Source organism: Sphingobium sp. TomTYG65 (assembly GCF_055395525.1).
In genome coordinates, this window is record NZ_AP027330.1 from 1,304,819 (window position 1) to 1,318,969 (window position 14,151).

At 62.1% G+C, this 14,151-nt stretch carries 12 protein-coding genes; 2 read left to right on the plus strand and 10 right to left on the minus strand.

Annotated features, from left to right (window positions below; genetic code table 11):
- Nucleotides 1–17: 17 nt before the first annotated feature.
- The 3 genes from metZ to recO are packed head-to-tail and all read right to left on the minus strand — an operon-like array spanning nucleotide 18 to nucleotide 3,068.
- Nucleotides 18–1,226: an O-succinylhomoserine sulfhydrylase gene (gene metZ / locus ACZ5Y5_RS06465; protein WP_464810348.1), complete on the minus strand. Its 1,209-nt coding sequence runs from the start codon at nucleotides 1,224–1,226 to the stop codon at nucleotides 18–20.
- A gap of 10 nt (nucleotides 1,227–1,236) precedes the next feature.
- Nucleotides 1,237–2,283, minus strand: coding sequence for a 3-isopropylmalate dehydrogenase (leuB, locus tag ACZ5Y5_RS06470; protein WP_464810349.1), 1,047 nt, complete (start codon nucleotides 2,281–2,283; stop codon nucleotides 1,237–1,239).
- Between the two features lie 50 nt (nucleotides 2,284–2,333).
- The gene (recO, locus tag ACZ5Y5_RS06475; protein ID WP_464810350.1) at nucleotides 2,334–3,068 is read right to left on the minus strand and encodes a DNA repair protein RecO; all 735 of its coding nucleotides are present in this window, start codon (nucleotides 3,066–3,068) and stop codon (nucleotides 2,334–2,336) included.
- 130 nt (nucleotides 3,069–3,198) lie between these two features.
- On the opposite strand from recO, the gene ACZ5Y5_RS06480 reads away from it, so the two are divergent.
- Entirely contained in the window at nucleotides 3,199–4,908 is a 1,710-nt protein-coding gene (locus tag ACZ5Y5_RS06480; protein ID WP_464810351.1) for a histidine kinase, read from the plus strand.
- The gene (locus tag ACZ5Y5_RS06485) at nucleotides 4,908–5,561 is read left to right on the plus strand and encodes a response regulator (RefSeq protein ID WP_464810352.1); all 654 of its coding nucleotides are present in this window, start codon (nucleotides 4,908–4,910) and stop codon (nucleotides 5,559–5,561) included. The genes ACZ5Y5_RS06480 and ACZ5Y5_RS06485 overlap by 1 nt, the downstream gene beginning before the upstream one ends.
- 71 nt (nucleotides 5,562–5,632) lie before the next feature.
- Here the strand turns inward: ACZ5Y5_RS06485 and ACZ5Y5_RS06490 are convergent, their stop codons facing one another.
- Genes ACZ5Y5_RS06490 through nuoL form a run of 7 tightly spaced genes read right to left on the minus strand, consistent with a single transcriptional unit; the run spans nucleotide 5,633 to nucleotide 14,149 of the window.
- Nucleotides 5,633–5,893 (minus strand): DUF1467 family protein, encoded by a 261-nt coding sequence (locus ACZ5Y5_RS06490; RefSeq protein ID WP_464810353.1) that lies wholly within the window; start codon nucleotides 5,891–5,893, stop codon nucleotides 5,633–5,635.
- An 11-nt stretch (nucleotides 5,894–5,904) separates the two neighbouring features.
- Complete coding sequence (locus tag ACZ5Y5_RS06495; protein ID WP_464810354.1) at nucleotides 5,905–7,542, minus strand: ribonuclease J; 1,638 nt, start codon at nucleotides 7,540–7,542, stop codon at nucleotides 5,905–5,907.
- Nucleotides 7,542–8,321: a type III pantothenate kinase gene (locus ACZ5Y5_RS06500; RefSeq protein ID WP_464810355.1), complete on the minus strand. Its 780-nt coding sequence runs from the start codon at nucleotides 8,319–8,321 to the stop codon at nucleotides 7,542–7,544. The genes ACZ5Y5_RS06495 and ACZ5Y5_RS06500 overlap by 1 nt, the downstream gene beginning before the upstream one ends.
- Nucleotides 8,322–8,338: 17 nt before the next feature.
- Complete coding sequence (locus ACZ5Y5_RS06505; RefSeq protein WP_464810486.1) at nucleotides 8,339–9,037, minus strand: biotin--[acetyl-CoA-carboxylase] ligase; 699 nt, start codon at nucleotides 9,035–9,037, stop codon at nucleotides 8,339–8,341.
- 5 nt (nucleotides 9,038–9,042) lie between these two features.
- Complete coding sequence (gene nuoN, locus ACZ5Y5_RS06510; RefSeq protein ID WP_464810356.1) at nucleotides 9,043–10,479, minus strand: NADH-quinone oxidoreductase subunit NuoN; 1,437 nt, start codon at nucleotides 10,477–10,479, stop codon at nucleotides 9,043–9,045.
- Entirely contained in the window at nucleotides 10,479–12,035 is a 1,557-nt protein-coding gene (locus tag ACZ5Y5_RS06515) for an NADH-quinone oxidoreductase subunit M (RefSeq protein ID WP_464810357.1), read from the minus strand. Before ACZ5Y5_RS06515 ends, nuoN begins: the two co-directional genes overlap by 1 nt.
- On the minus strand, nucleotides 12,035–14,149 hold the full coding sequence (nuoL, locus tag ACZ5Y5_RS06520; protein WP_464810358.1) for an NADH-quinone oxidoreductase subunit L: 2,115 nt from the start codon (nucleotides 14,147–14,149) through the stop codon (nucleotides 12,035–12,037). Before nuoL ends, ACZ5Y5_RS06515 begins: the two co-directional genes overlap by 1 nt.
- Nucleotides 14,150–14,151: the final 2 nt, after the last annotated feature.

Consider the following 14,151-nt stretch of genomic DNA (forward strand, 5'->3'; position numbering starts at 1 on the left):
CTTTCACCCTATGTCCGTCAACGGCCTATCGACTTGAGCGCGCGATCGAGATCCTCGATCACGTCGTCCGGGTCTTCCAGGCCGACATTCAGACGCAGCATGTCTTCGGTGATGCCGACTTCCAGCCGCGCTTCTTCCGCCATGCCATAATGGGTGGTTGATGCCGGATGCGTCATCAGCGACCGGCTGTCCCCGATATTGTTGCTGATATCGACCAGCTCCAATCCGTTCAGCAGGCCATGCGCCTCCTTGCGCCCACCGCCAACGTAAAGCGAGAAGATCGGCCCGGCCATCTCCATCTGCTTCATGGCCAGATTATGCTGCGGATGGCTCTCCAGACCGGGATAGAGTACCTTCTCCACCCGGCTCTGCAGGAATTTCGCGACCTTCAGCGCATTCTCGCTCTGGCGGCGGATGCGCAGGTCCAGCGTCTCCAGACCCTTCAGCACCACCCAGGCGTTGAAGGCGCTAAGCGTCGGCCCGGTGTTGCGGTGGAAGGGCAGCAGTGTGTTGATGATGAAATCTTCCGTGCCGCAGATCGCGCCAGCCAGGACGCGGCCCTGCCCGTCCATCATCTTGGTCGCGCTATAGGCCACGACATCCGCGCCGAAATCCAGCGGCCGCTGGAGAGCGGGTGTAGCGAAGGCGTTGTCCACCACGCTAACGATACCATGCGCCTTTGCGATGCCGCAGATCGCTTCCAGATCGGCGACGTCCATCGTCGGGTTCGCCGGCGTCTCGAAGAAAAAGACCTTGGTGTTCGGCCGCACCGCAGCTTCCCAGGCCGCATTGTCGGTGGCGTCGACTGTCGTCGTCTCGATGCCGAATTTGGGCAGCAGCGTGTCGGTCAGCCAGCGGCAGGAGCCGAACAGCGCCTTGCCCGCCACCACATGGTCGCCCGCCGACAGCTGGCACAGCAGCGCCGCGGTCATTGCGGCCATGCCCGTGGCGGTCGCGCGGCAGGCTTCGGCGCCTTCCAGCAGGGCGATCCGCTTTTCCAGCATTTCGACGGTCGGGTTCTGCAAGCGCGAATAGGTCATGCCCTGCTGCTCGCCAGCAAAGCGCATAGCCGCGTCTTCCGCGCGGTCATAGCTATAGCCGCTAGTCAGGAACAGCGCTTCGGACGTCTCGCCCCATTCGCTGCGCGCACTGCCGCCCCGCACTGCCAGGGTCGCGGGCCGCCAGTTCTTCGTGATTGCCGGGTCCTGCCCGCTCCTGCGCTTCATCGCTTGTTCCTTACTTCAGCGCCGCCAGCACCGCGTCGCCCATCTCGACCGTGTTCATGCTGCCGCCAAGGTCCGGGCTGCGTGCGCCATTGGCAAGCGCCTTGGCAACCGCAGCCTCGATCCGGTCGGCCTGTTCCGGCAGACCCAGCGAATAACGAAGCATCATGCCCGCCGACAGGACCGTTGCCAGCGGATTGGCCTTGCCCTGCCCGGCAATGTCAGGCGCAGAGCCATGGATCGGTTCATAAAGGCCCTGATTGCTGTCGTTAAGCGTTGCCGACGCCAGCATGCCGATGGAGCCCACGCACATGCTCGCCTGATCTGAAAGAATGTCGCCGAACATGTTGCCCGTGACGATCACGTCAAACTGGCCCGGATCACGCACCAACTGCATCGCGGCGTTATCGACATACATGTGGGACAGGGCGACGTCGGGATATTCCGCCGACACCTCGATCACCACATCGCGCCACAGCTGGCTCGTCTCCAGCACATTGGCCTTGTCCACCGAGCAGAGCTTGCCACGACGCGCCCGCGCCGCCTGGAAGCCCTGATGCGCGATCTTGCGCACCTGCTCTTCATTGTAGGACATGATGTCATAACCTTCGCGCAGCCCTTCGGCGGTCTTGCGCATCCCCTTTTCGCCGAAATAGACGTCGCCATTGGTTTCGCGCACGATCAGCAGGTCGATGGCGCTGGCCACCTCCTTCTTGAGCGCGGAAGCATCGGCCAGTTCTGGAAACACCTTGGCGGGGCGCAGGTTGGAGAAGAGGCCCAGCGCCTTGCGCAACCCCAGGATCGCCTGCTCGGGACGCAGGTGCCGCTCCAGCGAATCGCAGTCCGGATCACCCACCGCGCCAAACAGAATGGCGTCAGCGCGCCGCGCAATGTCCAGCGTCTCGGGCGGCAGCGGATGCCCCACTGCCTTATACGCCGCACCGCCGACCAGCCCTTCTTCATAGGTCAAGCCGTCGATCGCCAGCGCATCCAGCACGCGCCGCGCCTGTGCGATGATCTCGGGTCCGATACCATCTCCGGGAAAAAGGGCGATCAACATGGCGGCAACTCCTTAGAACTGATGGCCGCCCCTTATGAAGCCGCCGCGCCTCACGCAACCGCTCTTTTGAGGCGATCGACCAGCCTCTCGCGTGCAGCCAGCACATCGGCCTTCCATTCGATCAGCACCGACCGCTCCAGAAAGAAGCCCGTCAGCCGCAGCCCGTCCAATATCTCGCTCCATTCCCCTGGCCCCCCCTGCAGCAAAAAGGAGGGCAGCCGCAGCAATCGGCTCTCATATCCCGCAGCAGCTTCCCGGCTCACCGCCGCCGCGCTCCGCGGACTGACATAGGCCAGGTCGTCGGCTCCACCCGTCGCGGCACATCGGCCGAGGTCCAGCCCAAAGCCCAGCTCCGCCAGCAGCAGCAGCTCATATCGCACCAATGCCACCGCCCATCCTCGCGCAGCGGGTGCAGCATCGATCGCGCCCAGCACCCCGTCCAACGCCTGATAAAGCGCAGGATAGGGAGTCCCTTCCGGCAACGCCGCCGCCGTCAGCGCGCAGACCCAATCGATCGCTGCCGCAGGCAGGGGCTCGGACAGCAGCGGCGCCCGGCTATGCTCCAACTCCACCGTAAGCCCGGCAAGCTGCTCCTCCGTCCGCGCGCGAAACTCGGCTTTGACGCTATTCCCCGGCAGCAGCACAGGCCGCAGCGCTCGCGACCTCCCGCCCCGCACATAACCCGCCAACAGACCATGATCGGGAGTCAGCAGCCGCCCAATCGCGCCATGTTCACCATGGGACCGTACCCCGCAGACCAGGGCAGGAGTGATCAGCACCGCCATTCCCCTTCCTTAGCCGGGCCGTTCCTGTCGCGCCATGGGACAGATCCGACTTCTTGTGGCAGCGATATAAGTTGTGTCCGCGCCCTGACTGTGGTCAGATATTCCTGTGGGAGTCGGGGGACATGCCACCATGTTGAATATGCCCAAGGCGTCATCCACAGCCATGGATCGCCTGGTGCTTTGGCTGGGTCGATCGCCGACGCTGGGTTTTGCCATATCCCGCGTCGCCTTTGCCGTCGCCGCCAGTTGGCAGGCTTCTGCCATGTTCAGCAGCGAGCCCGATTTCGCGCGGACCATGTTCATTGTTGAGGCAGGAATCTGGTTCTGGACCTTTGCCAGTATCGCGCAGCATATGCTGACTCCGCCGCTGGCTCTTCTGCTGCGCCCGATGTCGCTCTTCGTCGATGTCATCATATTCCTGACGGTGATCGTGCTGTGCGAGCCCTTGCAGATCGCCGCGCTCGCCTGCCTCTTCTTCGTCGCCTGGTCGGCATCTGACCGCTTTGGGCGCGGCTCCATCATTGTCCTCGCCCTTTGCCTCGTCCTCGCCTTTCTGGCGCGTGGCTATTATGAATCCTGGGCATCCGCTCGCCATGTGGCGGAGGTGGACCGGGCAATTGACGGGCTTACCGTCCTCATTGGCTGCACCATCGCGGCAGCCATGCTCAGCATGTCGATCCTGGAAAAACGGCTGATCAGTTGGTCGGAGCGACTGCAGGCCGTGGGCCTATCTTTTCAGAAATCTCTTCCGCGCTTTGTCGTCGAACAGATTTCCGACCTGATGGCCGCCCGCTACTGCACCTTCGTCTGGCAGATGGATGAAGGCCCGATCCAGTGCGAAATCCTGGATAGCGAAGGCGCACGCACCATCAGCTTGCCAGAGCGCCAGGCCGATGGCCTGCTCGGCATAACTCCGCGCGAGGCTCCCTTCCTCTATTCCAGCCAATCAAGCCGCATCCTGCTCCGCAGCCGGCTTGGCATTTTGCGCAATGAAAAGGCTGGGCACCTTACCGAAGCGGTACTCGACATAATGGGCGCTGGCCAGGGTCTCAGCTTCCATGTCCAAACTGGCGAACTGCGCGGCCGCCTCTTCGTCGGTACGCGTCACGGCTGGTCGCCCGCTGCGCTTCTGCGCGCGCTGCGCATCCAGGAAGGGCTCGAGCTATTCCTGGAACGGCACTTCTTCTTCCTCGCCTGGCGTGAGCGTACCTTTGCCGAAGCCCGCCTCGCGCTCAGCCGCGACCTGCATGACAGCGTCCTTCAGACGCTGGCCGCGCTGCGAGTACGGCTTGTGACCGCGATCCATGGCCTCGCCGCTATCGACGCTCCCCATCAGCTCGCGGAACTGCGCGCGATGGAGGAGCTTGTCACAGCGGAACAGGCCCATCTCCGCCGCCTTCTCAGCACGACCGAGACCGCCACCGGCAATGTCGAACTGGGCCGGGAGGTGGAACGCTGCTGCCGCTTCATCGCCCTGCAATGGGGCATTGAGTGTCAGCTGAACCCCATCGATCATCCCGTGACCGTGCTGCCCGAGACCGCCGCAGAGGTCGAATTCCTTATCCGGGAAGCCGCGGCCAATGCGGTCAAGCATGCCGCTGCCCAGCATATCAGCGTTTCCCTGGCGCAGGCGGATGACGAGATATTGATCGCGCTCAAGGACAATCCGGGCGCTCAGCCTGTGAAGCGGGAAAGCTACACCGGCGACTTTGAACTTCAGTCGCAATCAATCATGAAGCGTTTGGGAAAGATCGGCGGAACCGCCTATTTCCACAACTTAAGCATGAATTCACTCATTTCGATCAGACTGCCTTCATCCTTACCGAGGTCCCCAATATGATGGCCCAGATTGCAATTGTTGACGATCACCCGATCTTCCTGGACGGCATGGCGCAGTTCCTCAGCTCGCATGGCCATGATGTTATCTTCTGCGCCCGATCGGTGGATGAGGCCATTTCCCGCCTTCAGGCGGAACAGCCGGACCTGCTGATCCTGGACGTCAGCATGAAGGACGGCGGCGGCCTTGCGATCCTTTCAGCCATCCGCAGCAGCGGCAGCACCGTTCCGGTCATCTTCATGACTGTCCATATCCGCCCCGATCAGACGCTCGAAGCGATCAAGCTCGGCGTGGACGGCGTCGTGCTGAAGGACAGTGATCCCAACGAATTGCTGACCTGCATCGGTCAGGTGCTGAGCGGCAACAAAAGCATTTCACCGTTCGTCATGGAACAGGCGCTGGTACACAGCATCTCCGCCCCCGCAAACGACAGCAACGCCCTCTCGACCCTTACTGACAGGGAACTCGAGATCGCCGGCCTCATCCGCGCGGGCCTGCGCAATCGCGAGATCGCCGCGCGTTGCGGCCTGACCGAAGGCACGGTCAAAGTGCACCTGCACAGTATTTTCCAAAAGCTTGGCATCAAGTCGCGGTCGGAACTCATCATCATGATGATGTCGATCGACAGCGACATCCCCGCGGTGGGGCTGCACTGAGAGACCTTTAGCCCGCGCGCCTCTCACATCGCCCCGACTGACCTTGGCGCAGCTCTCTTCTGTTCGGAAACTCAGGATGGGTGGGTAAACCGCTCGAGCGTCACCCATCCTTCCACATAATTGGCATAATATAGCCCGAACAGCGCAGCAGACAGTATCGTCGCCCGGATCGCCACCATGCCGGGACGAAAGTTGCTAGGCGCGCTGTCCGCTTGCCCTTTCAGCATCACCTCGCCCGTCTCATCGGGCGTACGAATGCCGAAGGGCAAGACGATGAACGCGCTGATCACCCAGAACAGCACATAAATGGCGAAGATCGCGTACCAGTTCATGGGCCGCAGCCTTAAGCGCGAATGAGCAGGACGTCCACCACCGGCTTTTTGCCGGTCCAGCGCGTAGCGGTCCGCCGCACAGCTAGGCGCACCCGCTCGCGGAGTGCTTCTTCGTCCTGCGAGCCCTTGGGAACGGCCTGAGCGGCTTCATCCGCAGCTTCCGCCAGAAACGCAGCCTTATCCTCTTCCACCGGCACGCCTTGGGTACGCAAAGCGGGCTCGCCGATCAGCTTGCCCTTGCGATCCAGCGCAACAGCGACGCTGATCTGTCCGTGCAGGGCAACCTTGCGCCGCTCATTCATGGTGGACCCGTCTGCGGGGAGGATCACATCGCCGTCGAGTACCAGCCTGCCCGTCGCCTCATGGCCGATAATCTCCGGACCATTGGGGGCCAGTCGCAGCAAGTCGCCATTGGACTGCACCACCGCATGCGGCACCCCGCTTGCCAGACCAAGCCGAGCTTGCTCCGCCATATGCCGCCGCTCGCCATGCACCGGCAACAGAATCTGCGGCCGCACCCAACGATACATCGCCTCCAGTTCAGGCCGACCCGGATGCCCCGACACATGCACTTCGGCCTGGCGATCCGTCACCATCAGCACGCCCTTGGTCGCCAGCGCATTCTGGATGCGTCCAATGGCGATTTCGTTGCCAGGTATCTGCTTGGAAGAAAAGACGACCAGGTCGCCCGCGTCCAGCTTGATCGGATGGCTGTCAAAGGCGATCCGCGACAAGGCCGCCCGCGATTCACCCTGGCCGCCGGTGGCGATGATCATCACCTCATTATGCGGCAGCGCCATTACGTCGTCCCAATCGACCGTCGGCGGAAAGTCCTTGAGATAACCCGCCGCTCGCGCCGTTGCGATGATCCGGTCGAGCGAACGCCCTGCCACGCACAACTTGCGTCCCACGGCGTTCGCCACCTCACCCAGCGTCTGCAGCCGCGCGGCGTTGGATGCAAAGGTGGTGACCAGCACACGACCCTTGGCCCCAGCGATCGTCTGCATCAACCCTTCGCGAACATCGCCTTCCGACCCGCTAGCCTCTGGATTGAAAACATTGGTGCTGTCGCACACCAAAGCCAGCACGCCCTCGTCGCCGATCGCCGTCAGTTCCTCGGGCGTCGATGGTTGGCCCAGCAGCGGCTTTTCATCCAGCTTCCAATCGCCGGTGTGGAAAATCCGTCCAAAGGGCGTGTCGATGAGAACCGCGTTGCCCTCCGGGATCGAGTGCGCCAGCGGCACATAACGGAAGCCGAACGGCCCCAGGGCAAAGCTGCCCTCGTTCTCGATTACATTCAGCTCGACCTCTTGGGTCAGCCCTTCTTCCTCCAGCTTCAGCCGGATCAGCCCCGCCGTGAACGGCGTCGCGTAAAGCGGCACGCCCAGGTCAGCCGCCAAATAAGGGATCGCCCCGATATGATCCTCATGCCCATGGGTCACGACGATGCCGAGCAGGTCTTCGCGTCGCTCCTCGATGAAGGTGAGGTCCGGCAGCACCAGTTCCACCCCGGGATAAGCCGGGTCGGCAAAAGTGAGGCCCAGATCGACCATCACCCATTTGCCTTGGCAGCCGTAAAGATTGACATTCATGCCGATCTCACCCGACCCGCCGAGGGCCAGGAAGAGCAGCTCATTTCCAGGTGTCATTAGTTATTCAAACTCCTCTCGTGCAACAGCGCCAACCCCAAAATGGTGAGGTCCGGTGCGATCGCATCGAAAATATCGCTATTCTCATCAAACAGGACGGCGAGCCCGCCTGTAGAAATCACTTTGGCGGGGCGGCCAATCTCCGCCCGCATCCGGGCGACCAGCCCTTCCATCATCGCCACATAGCCCCAGAACACGCCGATATGCATCTGCGCTTCTGTCGTTCGACCGATAACCGAACGGTTCTCCGGCGGCGCGATGGCAATCTTGGGCAGCTTTGCCGCCGCCGCAACTAGCGCATCCAGCGACAGGTTGATACCCGGCGCGATGATGCCGCCCTTGTAGGTGCCATGATAATCGATGACGTCGAAGGTCGTCGCCGTCCCGAAATCAATGACGATCAGATCGCCGTCATAAAGATGGTGCGCGGCGATGGCATTAACAACCCGGTCCGCCCCAACCGACGCGGGCTCCGCCACGTCCAGTTCGATGCCCCATTCCACCGGCGCCTGCCCCGCCACCAAGGGAGCCGTCTTGAAATATTTCTCCGCCAGAACCTGCAGATTATGCAGCGCGCGGGGAACGACGGTGGCGATGATCACCGCGTCCACGTCGCCGATGCCATAGCCCTCCAGCATGAGCAGCTGATTGAGCCATACCGCATACTCATCGGCAGTGCGTCGCGGATCGGTCGCGATCCGCCAGCGCGCGCGGATCTCCCGCCCCTCTAGCAGTGCGAAAACCACATTGGTATTACCCGCGTCGATCGCGAGAAGCATGGCCGGTCCCCCGGATATCAGATGAGAAGGATGTCGCCCGCATGAATGGCACGCGCGTCGCCATTCGCCAAGCGCAGGATCAGCATGCCTTGCTGATCGAGGGTATCGAATGAACCCTCAACCACTTCACCATCCGGTTGAACGACGCGCATGGCAGTCCCTTTGGGATGTGCGTTGAGTAGCCAGTGGGCGCAGACGGGCTCCAGTCCCTGAGCCCGCCAGACCGCCAGCCAGTGCGCAAACAGTTCGGCAAGCCGCTTGATCAGCACACCCGCGCTTGCGTCGCTGACAGCTTGTGCCGCCAAACTCGTCACCGGCCGGTCCAGCCCGGTCGGATGACCCGTCACATTGATGCCGATCCCTACGACCACCGCATCTCCGGCCCGCTCGAGCAGGATACCCGCGATCTTCGCCCCATCCACCAGCACGTCATTGGGCCATTTTATCCGCGCCTGACCAGCGCACAACGGCGCAACAAGCGCGTGCACCGCATTGGCCGCAACCAGCGCCAGCATATGCGGCGGCGGATCATCGGGCCGCAGCCGCACCAGCGTCGAACAGTAAAGATTGCCCTCAGGGCTTTCCCAGGAGCGCCCCATGCGCCCTCGCCCGCCGGTCTGACGGCCGGCGCGCAGCCAACTCCCTTCGGCCAAGCCCTGCTCCGCCAACGCAAGCATGTCTGCGTTGGTGGAGCCAGTCTCCTCGACGAAGCGGATGTCGCTCAGAACAACGACGCCGCAGCCGCAGCGCTCGCCTTGTCGAGCAACGGGTTCAGCAGATAACCGAAGACGATCACCGCCGCGCACGCGGTCAGGATGACATTCTCGACAGCTCCGCCCCGCGCTTCATAGGCAGCGGCCGGTTCGTCGAAATACATCGTCTTGATGATCTTCAGATAATAGAAGGCCCCGATCACCGAGGCTGCGATGCCGAAGGCGGCAAGCGCCGTCAGCCCTGCGGCCACCGCCGCATCGAACACCAGGAACTTCGCCCAGAAGCCGAAGAGCGGCGGGATACCGGCCATCGAGAACATGAAGATCGCAAGCGCCGCAGCGAGCCCTTTACGCGACTGCGACAGACCAGCCAGGCTGGCGATGCTTTCAACCGGACGCCCTTCCGCATCGCGCATCTGCAGGATGCAGGCGAAGCCGCCAATCGTCATCACGACGTAGATCGCCATGTAGCTCATCGTCGCCGCCACACCGGCAGGCGTTGCGGCAGCCAGGCCGATCAGCGCGAAGCCCACATTGTTGATCGACGAATAAGCCATCAGGCGCTTGATATTGGTCTGCCCGATCGCCGCAACCGCGCCAAAGATAATCGAAGCAAGCGCAACGAAGATCACGATCTGCTGCCAATCGAGCCCCGCCGGGCCCAAGGCCTCAATCGCGACGCGCACCGTCAGCGCCATCGCCGCAACCTTGGGCGCACTGCCGAAGAAGGTCGTGACCGGCGTCGGCGCGCCTTCATAGACGTCGGGCGTCCACATGTGGAACGGCACCGCGCTCATCTTGAAGGCCAGACCGGCAAGCAGGAACACCATCCCGAACAGTTCGCCCTTGCCCACACCGTCGCCCAGCGCAACCGCAATACCATCAAAGCTGGTGCCACCGGTGAAGCCATAGAGCAGCGCCGTGCCATAAAGCAGGATGCCGCTCGCCAGCGAACCCAGGACGAAATATTTAAGCCCCGCCTCCGACGACCTCTCATCCTGCTGCATGAAGCTCGCCAGCACATAGGCTGCGAGGCTCTGCATCTCCAAACCGATATAAAGCGTCAGCAGATCGCCGGCAGACACCATCATGCCCATGCCGATGCTGCTGAACAGGATCAGCACCGGATATTCCGGACGCAGCACGCCGCCCACCAGGAAATAGCGCGGCGCCAGCAGGATTGCAGCACCCGCCGCGCCATAGATCAATATCTTGGCGAAGGCCGAAAAGGCGTCAGCGCGGACCAGCCCGTCAAAGGCAAGAGGCCCATGCGCCAGTGAGCAAGGGAGCGCCAAAGCGGCGACGACCAGTGTCAGCACCGACAGCCAATTCACGACGCGGGCGGTGCCATCACCGCCGAAAGCGGCGATCAGCATCAACACCAGACCGCCAGCGGTCAGGATCAGTTCCGGCAGGACCGCCAGAAGGGAAGCGGAATCAATCATTAGTGCGCCTCCCCGTGCGCGGCATGGGCTTCAGTAGCATGGGCTTCCGCCGGAGGGATGGCAGGCCCCATCTTGATCTTGGAATCGCCAGCCGGAGCGGCAGAAGCGATGCGGGCTTCCAGCGCGCGAATGTCCGAACGCATCGGCGCCAGGAAGCTCTCGGGATAGATGCCCATCCACAGCACGGCCGCGGCGATCGGTGCCAGCAGCCACATTTCCCGCATCGACAAGTCGGGCATCGCGGCGGCGTCGGCATTCTTCTGCTCGCCATAGGCGATGCGGCAGTAGAGATAGAGCATGTAGGCCGCGCCCAGGATGATGCCCGTCGTGCAGACCAGCGCTACCCAGCTCGAAGCCTGGTAGATACCCATCAGCGCCAGAAACTCACCGACAAAATTGCTCGTACCCGGCAGGCCGACAGAGGCCATGGTGAACAGCAGGAACAGCACCGCATATTTGGGCATGTTTATGCTGAGGCCGCCATAGCGCGAGATTTCACGTGTATGCAGACGGTCGTAAATGACGCCCACGCACAGGAACAGCGCGCCCGACACCAGGCCGTGGCCCAGCATCACCATCATCGCGCCTTCGATGCCTGCCTGGTTGAAGGCGAACAGGCCAACCGTCACGATCGCCATATGGGCGACCGACGAATAGGCGATCAGCTTCTTCATGTCGGTCTGAACAAGGGCGACAAGGCTGGTATAAACCACCGCCACCATCGAAAGGCCCCAGACCAGCCAGGCGAGCTGCGCCGAAGCTTCCGGGAACATCGGGAGCGAGAAGCGGATGAAGCCGTAGCCACCCATCTTCAACAGAACGCCCGCCAGAATGACCGAACCCGCGGTCGGCGCCTGCACGTGCGCGTCCGGCAACCAGGTGTGGACGGGCCACATCGGCATCTTGACCGCAAAACTCGCGAAGAAGGCCAGGAACAGCCAGATTTGCACATGCGGATCGAAATTATAGGCCATCAGCGTCGGGATGTCGGTGGTGCCTGCTTCATGCACCATCCACATCATCGCGATCAGCATCAGCACCGAACCGAGCAATGTGTAGAGGAAGAATTTGTAGGACGCGTAGATGCGGTCTGCGCCACCCCAGATGCCGATGATCAGGTACATCGGGATCAGACCCGCCTCGAACATCACATAGAAGAGGTAGAGATCCTGCGCTGTGAAGACGCCGATCATCAGCACCTCCATGAACAGGAAGGCGGCCATATATTCGCCGACCCGCTTTTCGATGGCCTGCCAGCTCGCTCCGATGCAGATCGGCATCAGGAAGACAGTCAGCATGATCAGGACCAGGGCGATGCCGTCGATCCCAAGCGCCCAGGCAAAGCGGCCGAAGATCGGCGCATATTCCTGGAACTGCCACTGCGCCGCACTGCCGGACTGATCGAAATTCGCCCAGAGCAGCACGCCGAGCGCCAGATCCACCAGCGTCGCCAGCAGCGCGATCCAGCGCGCGGTGTTCGCGCCCGCATAGAGGCAGGCGATGGCCCCCGCCATCGGCACTGCCATCATCAGGGAAAGGATGGGGAAGCCGTCCATTATCGTGTCATCGCCCAGGTTGCGGCCGCGGCGAGGCCGATCAGCATCACCAGCGCGTATGTGTAGAGATAGCCAGACTGAAGCCGGCGGGTGACTTTGTTGCCCTGCACGACCAGCGCTGCGAGCCCGTTGGGGCCGAACCGGTCGATGAAGCCCACATCACCGAACTTCCAGAAGAAGCGGCCGATGGCGAAGGCAGGCTTGACGAACAGGAAGTTATACAGCTCGTCAAAATACCATTTGTTGAGCAGGAACCGGTACAGAACCCCGAACTCAGCAACGAAGCGGCGCGGCCAGTCGGTATTCTTGATGTAGCTGAGCCAGGCGATGGCGAAGCCGGTCAGCATCACCGTGAATGGCGCGAACTTGACCCAGGTCGGCACTTCATGGCTCGCGTGCATCAGGTGGCTGTCGAACGCCAGCGCGCCCTTCCAGAACTCAACGCCGCCCTCCGGCCCGATGAACTGGTCATGGAAGATGAAGCCGGCAAACACCGCACCCAGGCTCAGCACCACCAACGGCAGCAGCATGACCCAAGGGCTTTCATGCGGATGATAGCCGCCCGTACCCCCTTGCAGCGCATGCGCATCAGCTTCGTAGCCATGCGGATCATGACCTGCATTCTCCTGTGCCGGAGCATTGGCATGCTCCGACCCATGACCATGCGTCGCGTGATCGTCATGCGTGGTTTCTTCATCCGGCGATTCATGATGGCCATGGATCGCGTGCTGGATATGCTCAGAAGCGGCCCAGCGCGGCTTACCGAAGAAGGTGAGGAACACCAGACGCCAGCTGTAGAAGCTCGTCAGCAGCGCGGCGAAAGTCCCCACAAGGAAGGCGCCCACGCCATTGCCGCCGGCAGCGAAGGCCGCCTCCAGGATAGAGTCCTTCGAATAAAAGCCAGCGAAGCCATAGCCGAGCAGCGGAATACCTACACCGGTGATGGCCAATGTCCCCAGCGTCATTGTCCAGAAGGTGATCGGAATCTCCTTCCGCAGCGCCCCATAGTAACGCATGTCCTGCTCATGGTGCATCGCATGGATGACCGAGCCCGCGCCCAGGAACAGCAGCGCCTTGAAGAAGGCATGGGTGAAGAGGTGGAACATCGCCGCGCCATAAGCGCCAACGCCAGCCGCGAAGAACATGTAGCCCAGCTGCGAACAGGTCGAATAGGCGATGACGCGCTTGATGTCGTTCTGCACCGTGCCAACGGTCGCAGCGAACAGACAGGTCGCAGCGCCGATGAAGGTGACAAAGCCCAGCGCCGTCGGCGAGGTTTCGAACATGGGCGACAGGCGGCAGACCATGAACACACCCGCGGTCACCATGGTCGCGGCGTGGATCAGCGCCGACACCGGGGTCGGACCTTCCATCGCGTCCGGCAACCATGTGTGGAGGCCGAGCTGCGCCGACTTACCCATCGCGCCGATGAACAGCAGCAGGCAAAGCACTGTCATGGTGTCGAAGCGATGGCCAAGGAAACCGATGGTCGAACCCGCCATAGAAGGCGCAGCTTCCAGGATTTCCGGAATCGAGATGGTGTTGAACACCAGATAGGTGCCAAAAATGCCCAGCATGAAGCCAAGGTCGCCGACGCGGTTGACGACGAACGCCTTGATCGCGGCGGCATTGGCCGAGGGCTTACGGAACCAGAAACCGATCAGCAGATAGGACGCCAGACCGACGCCTTCCCAGCCGAAGAACATCTGCAGCAGATTGTTCGCCGTCACGAGCATCAGCATCGCAAAGGTGAAGAGCGACAGATAGGCGAAGAAGCGCGGCTGATCCGGCTCCTCCTCCATATAACCCCAGCTGTAAAGGTGGACGAGGCTCGACACGCTGGTGATGACCACCAGCATAACGGCAGTCATCGCGTCAACGCGCAGCGCCCATTGGGCATCGAAGCTGCCCGACTGAATCCAGGTGAAGGCCGGAGCCACATAAGGCTCGGCATGACCCGTCAGGAAGCTGATGAAGATCGGCCAGCTGAGCGCGCAGGAAACGAACAGCGCGCCAGTGGTGATGATCTTCGCGGGCAGCTTGCCCAGGGCCTTGTTGCCAAGACCGGCAATGACAGCCGCGATGAGCGGGAGAAGGACGATAAGCTGGATCATCG

Coding starts and splice junctions, on each gene's coding strand:
- ACZ5Y5_RS06515 (WP_464810357.1), bottom strand. CDS start 12,035: ATGGACGGCTTCCCCATCCTTTCCCTGATGATGGCAGTGCCGATGGCG.
- leuB (WP_464810349.1), bottom strand. CDS start 2,283: ATGTTGATCGCCCTTTTTCCCGGAGATGGTATCGGACCCGAGATCATC.
- ACZ5Y5_RS06485 (WP_464810352.1), top strand. CDS start 4,908: ATGGCCCAGATTGCAATTGTTGACGATCACCCGATCTTCCTGGACGGC.
- recO (WP_464810350.1), bottom strand. CDS start 3,068: ATGGCGGTGCTGATCACTCCTGCCCTGGTCTGCGGGGTACGGTCCCAT.
- nuoL (WP_464810358.1), bottom strand. CDS start 14,149: ATGATCCAGCTTATCGTCCTTCTCCCGCTCATCGCGGCTGTCATTGCC.
- ACZ5Y5_RS06495 (WP_464810354.1), bottom strand. CDS start 7,542: ATGACACCTGGAAATGAGCTGCTCTTCCTGGCCCTCGGCGGGTCGGGT.
- ACZ5Y5_RS06500 (WP_464810355.1), bottom strand. CDS start 8,321: ATGCTTCTCGCGATCGACGCGGGTAATACCAATGTGGTTTTCGCACTG.
- ACZ5Y5_RS06480 (WP_464810351.1), top strand. CDS start 3,199: ATGTTGAATATGCCCAAGGCGTCATCCACAGCCATGGATCGCCTGGTG.
- metZ (WP_464810348.1), bottom strand. CDS start 1,226: ATGAAGCGCAGGAGCGGGCAGGACCCGGCAATCACGAAGAACTGGCGG.
- ACZ5Y5_RS06490 (WP_464810353.1), bottom strand. CDS start 5,893: ATGAACTGGTACGCGATCTTCGCCATTTATGTGCTGTTCTGGGTGATC.
- nuoN (WP_464810356.1), bottom strand. CDS start 10,479: ATGATTGATTCCGCTTCCCTTCTGGCGGTCCTGCCGGAACTGATCCTG.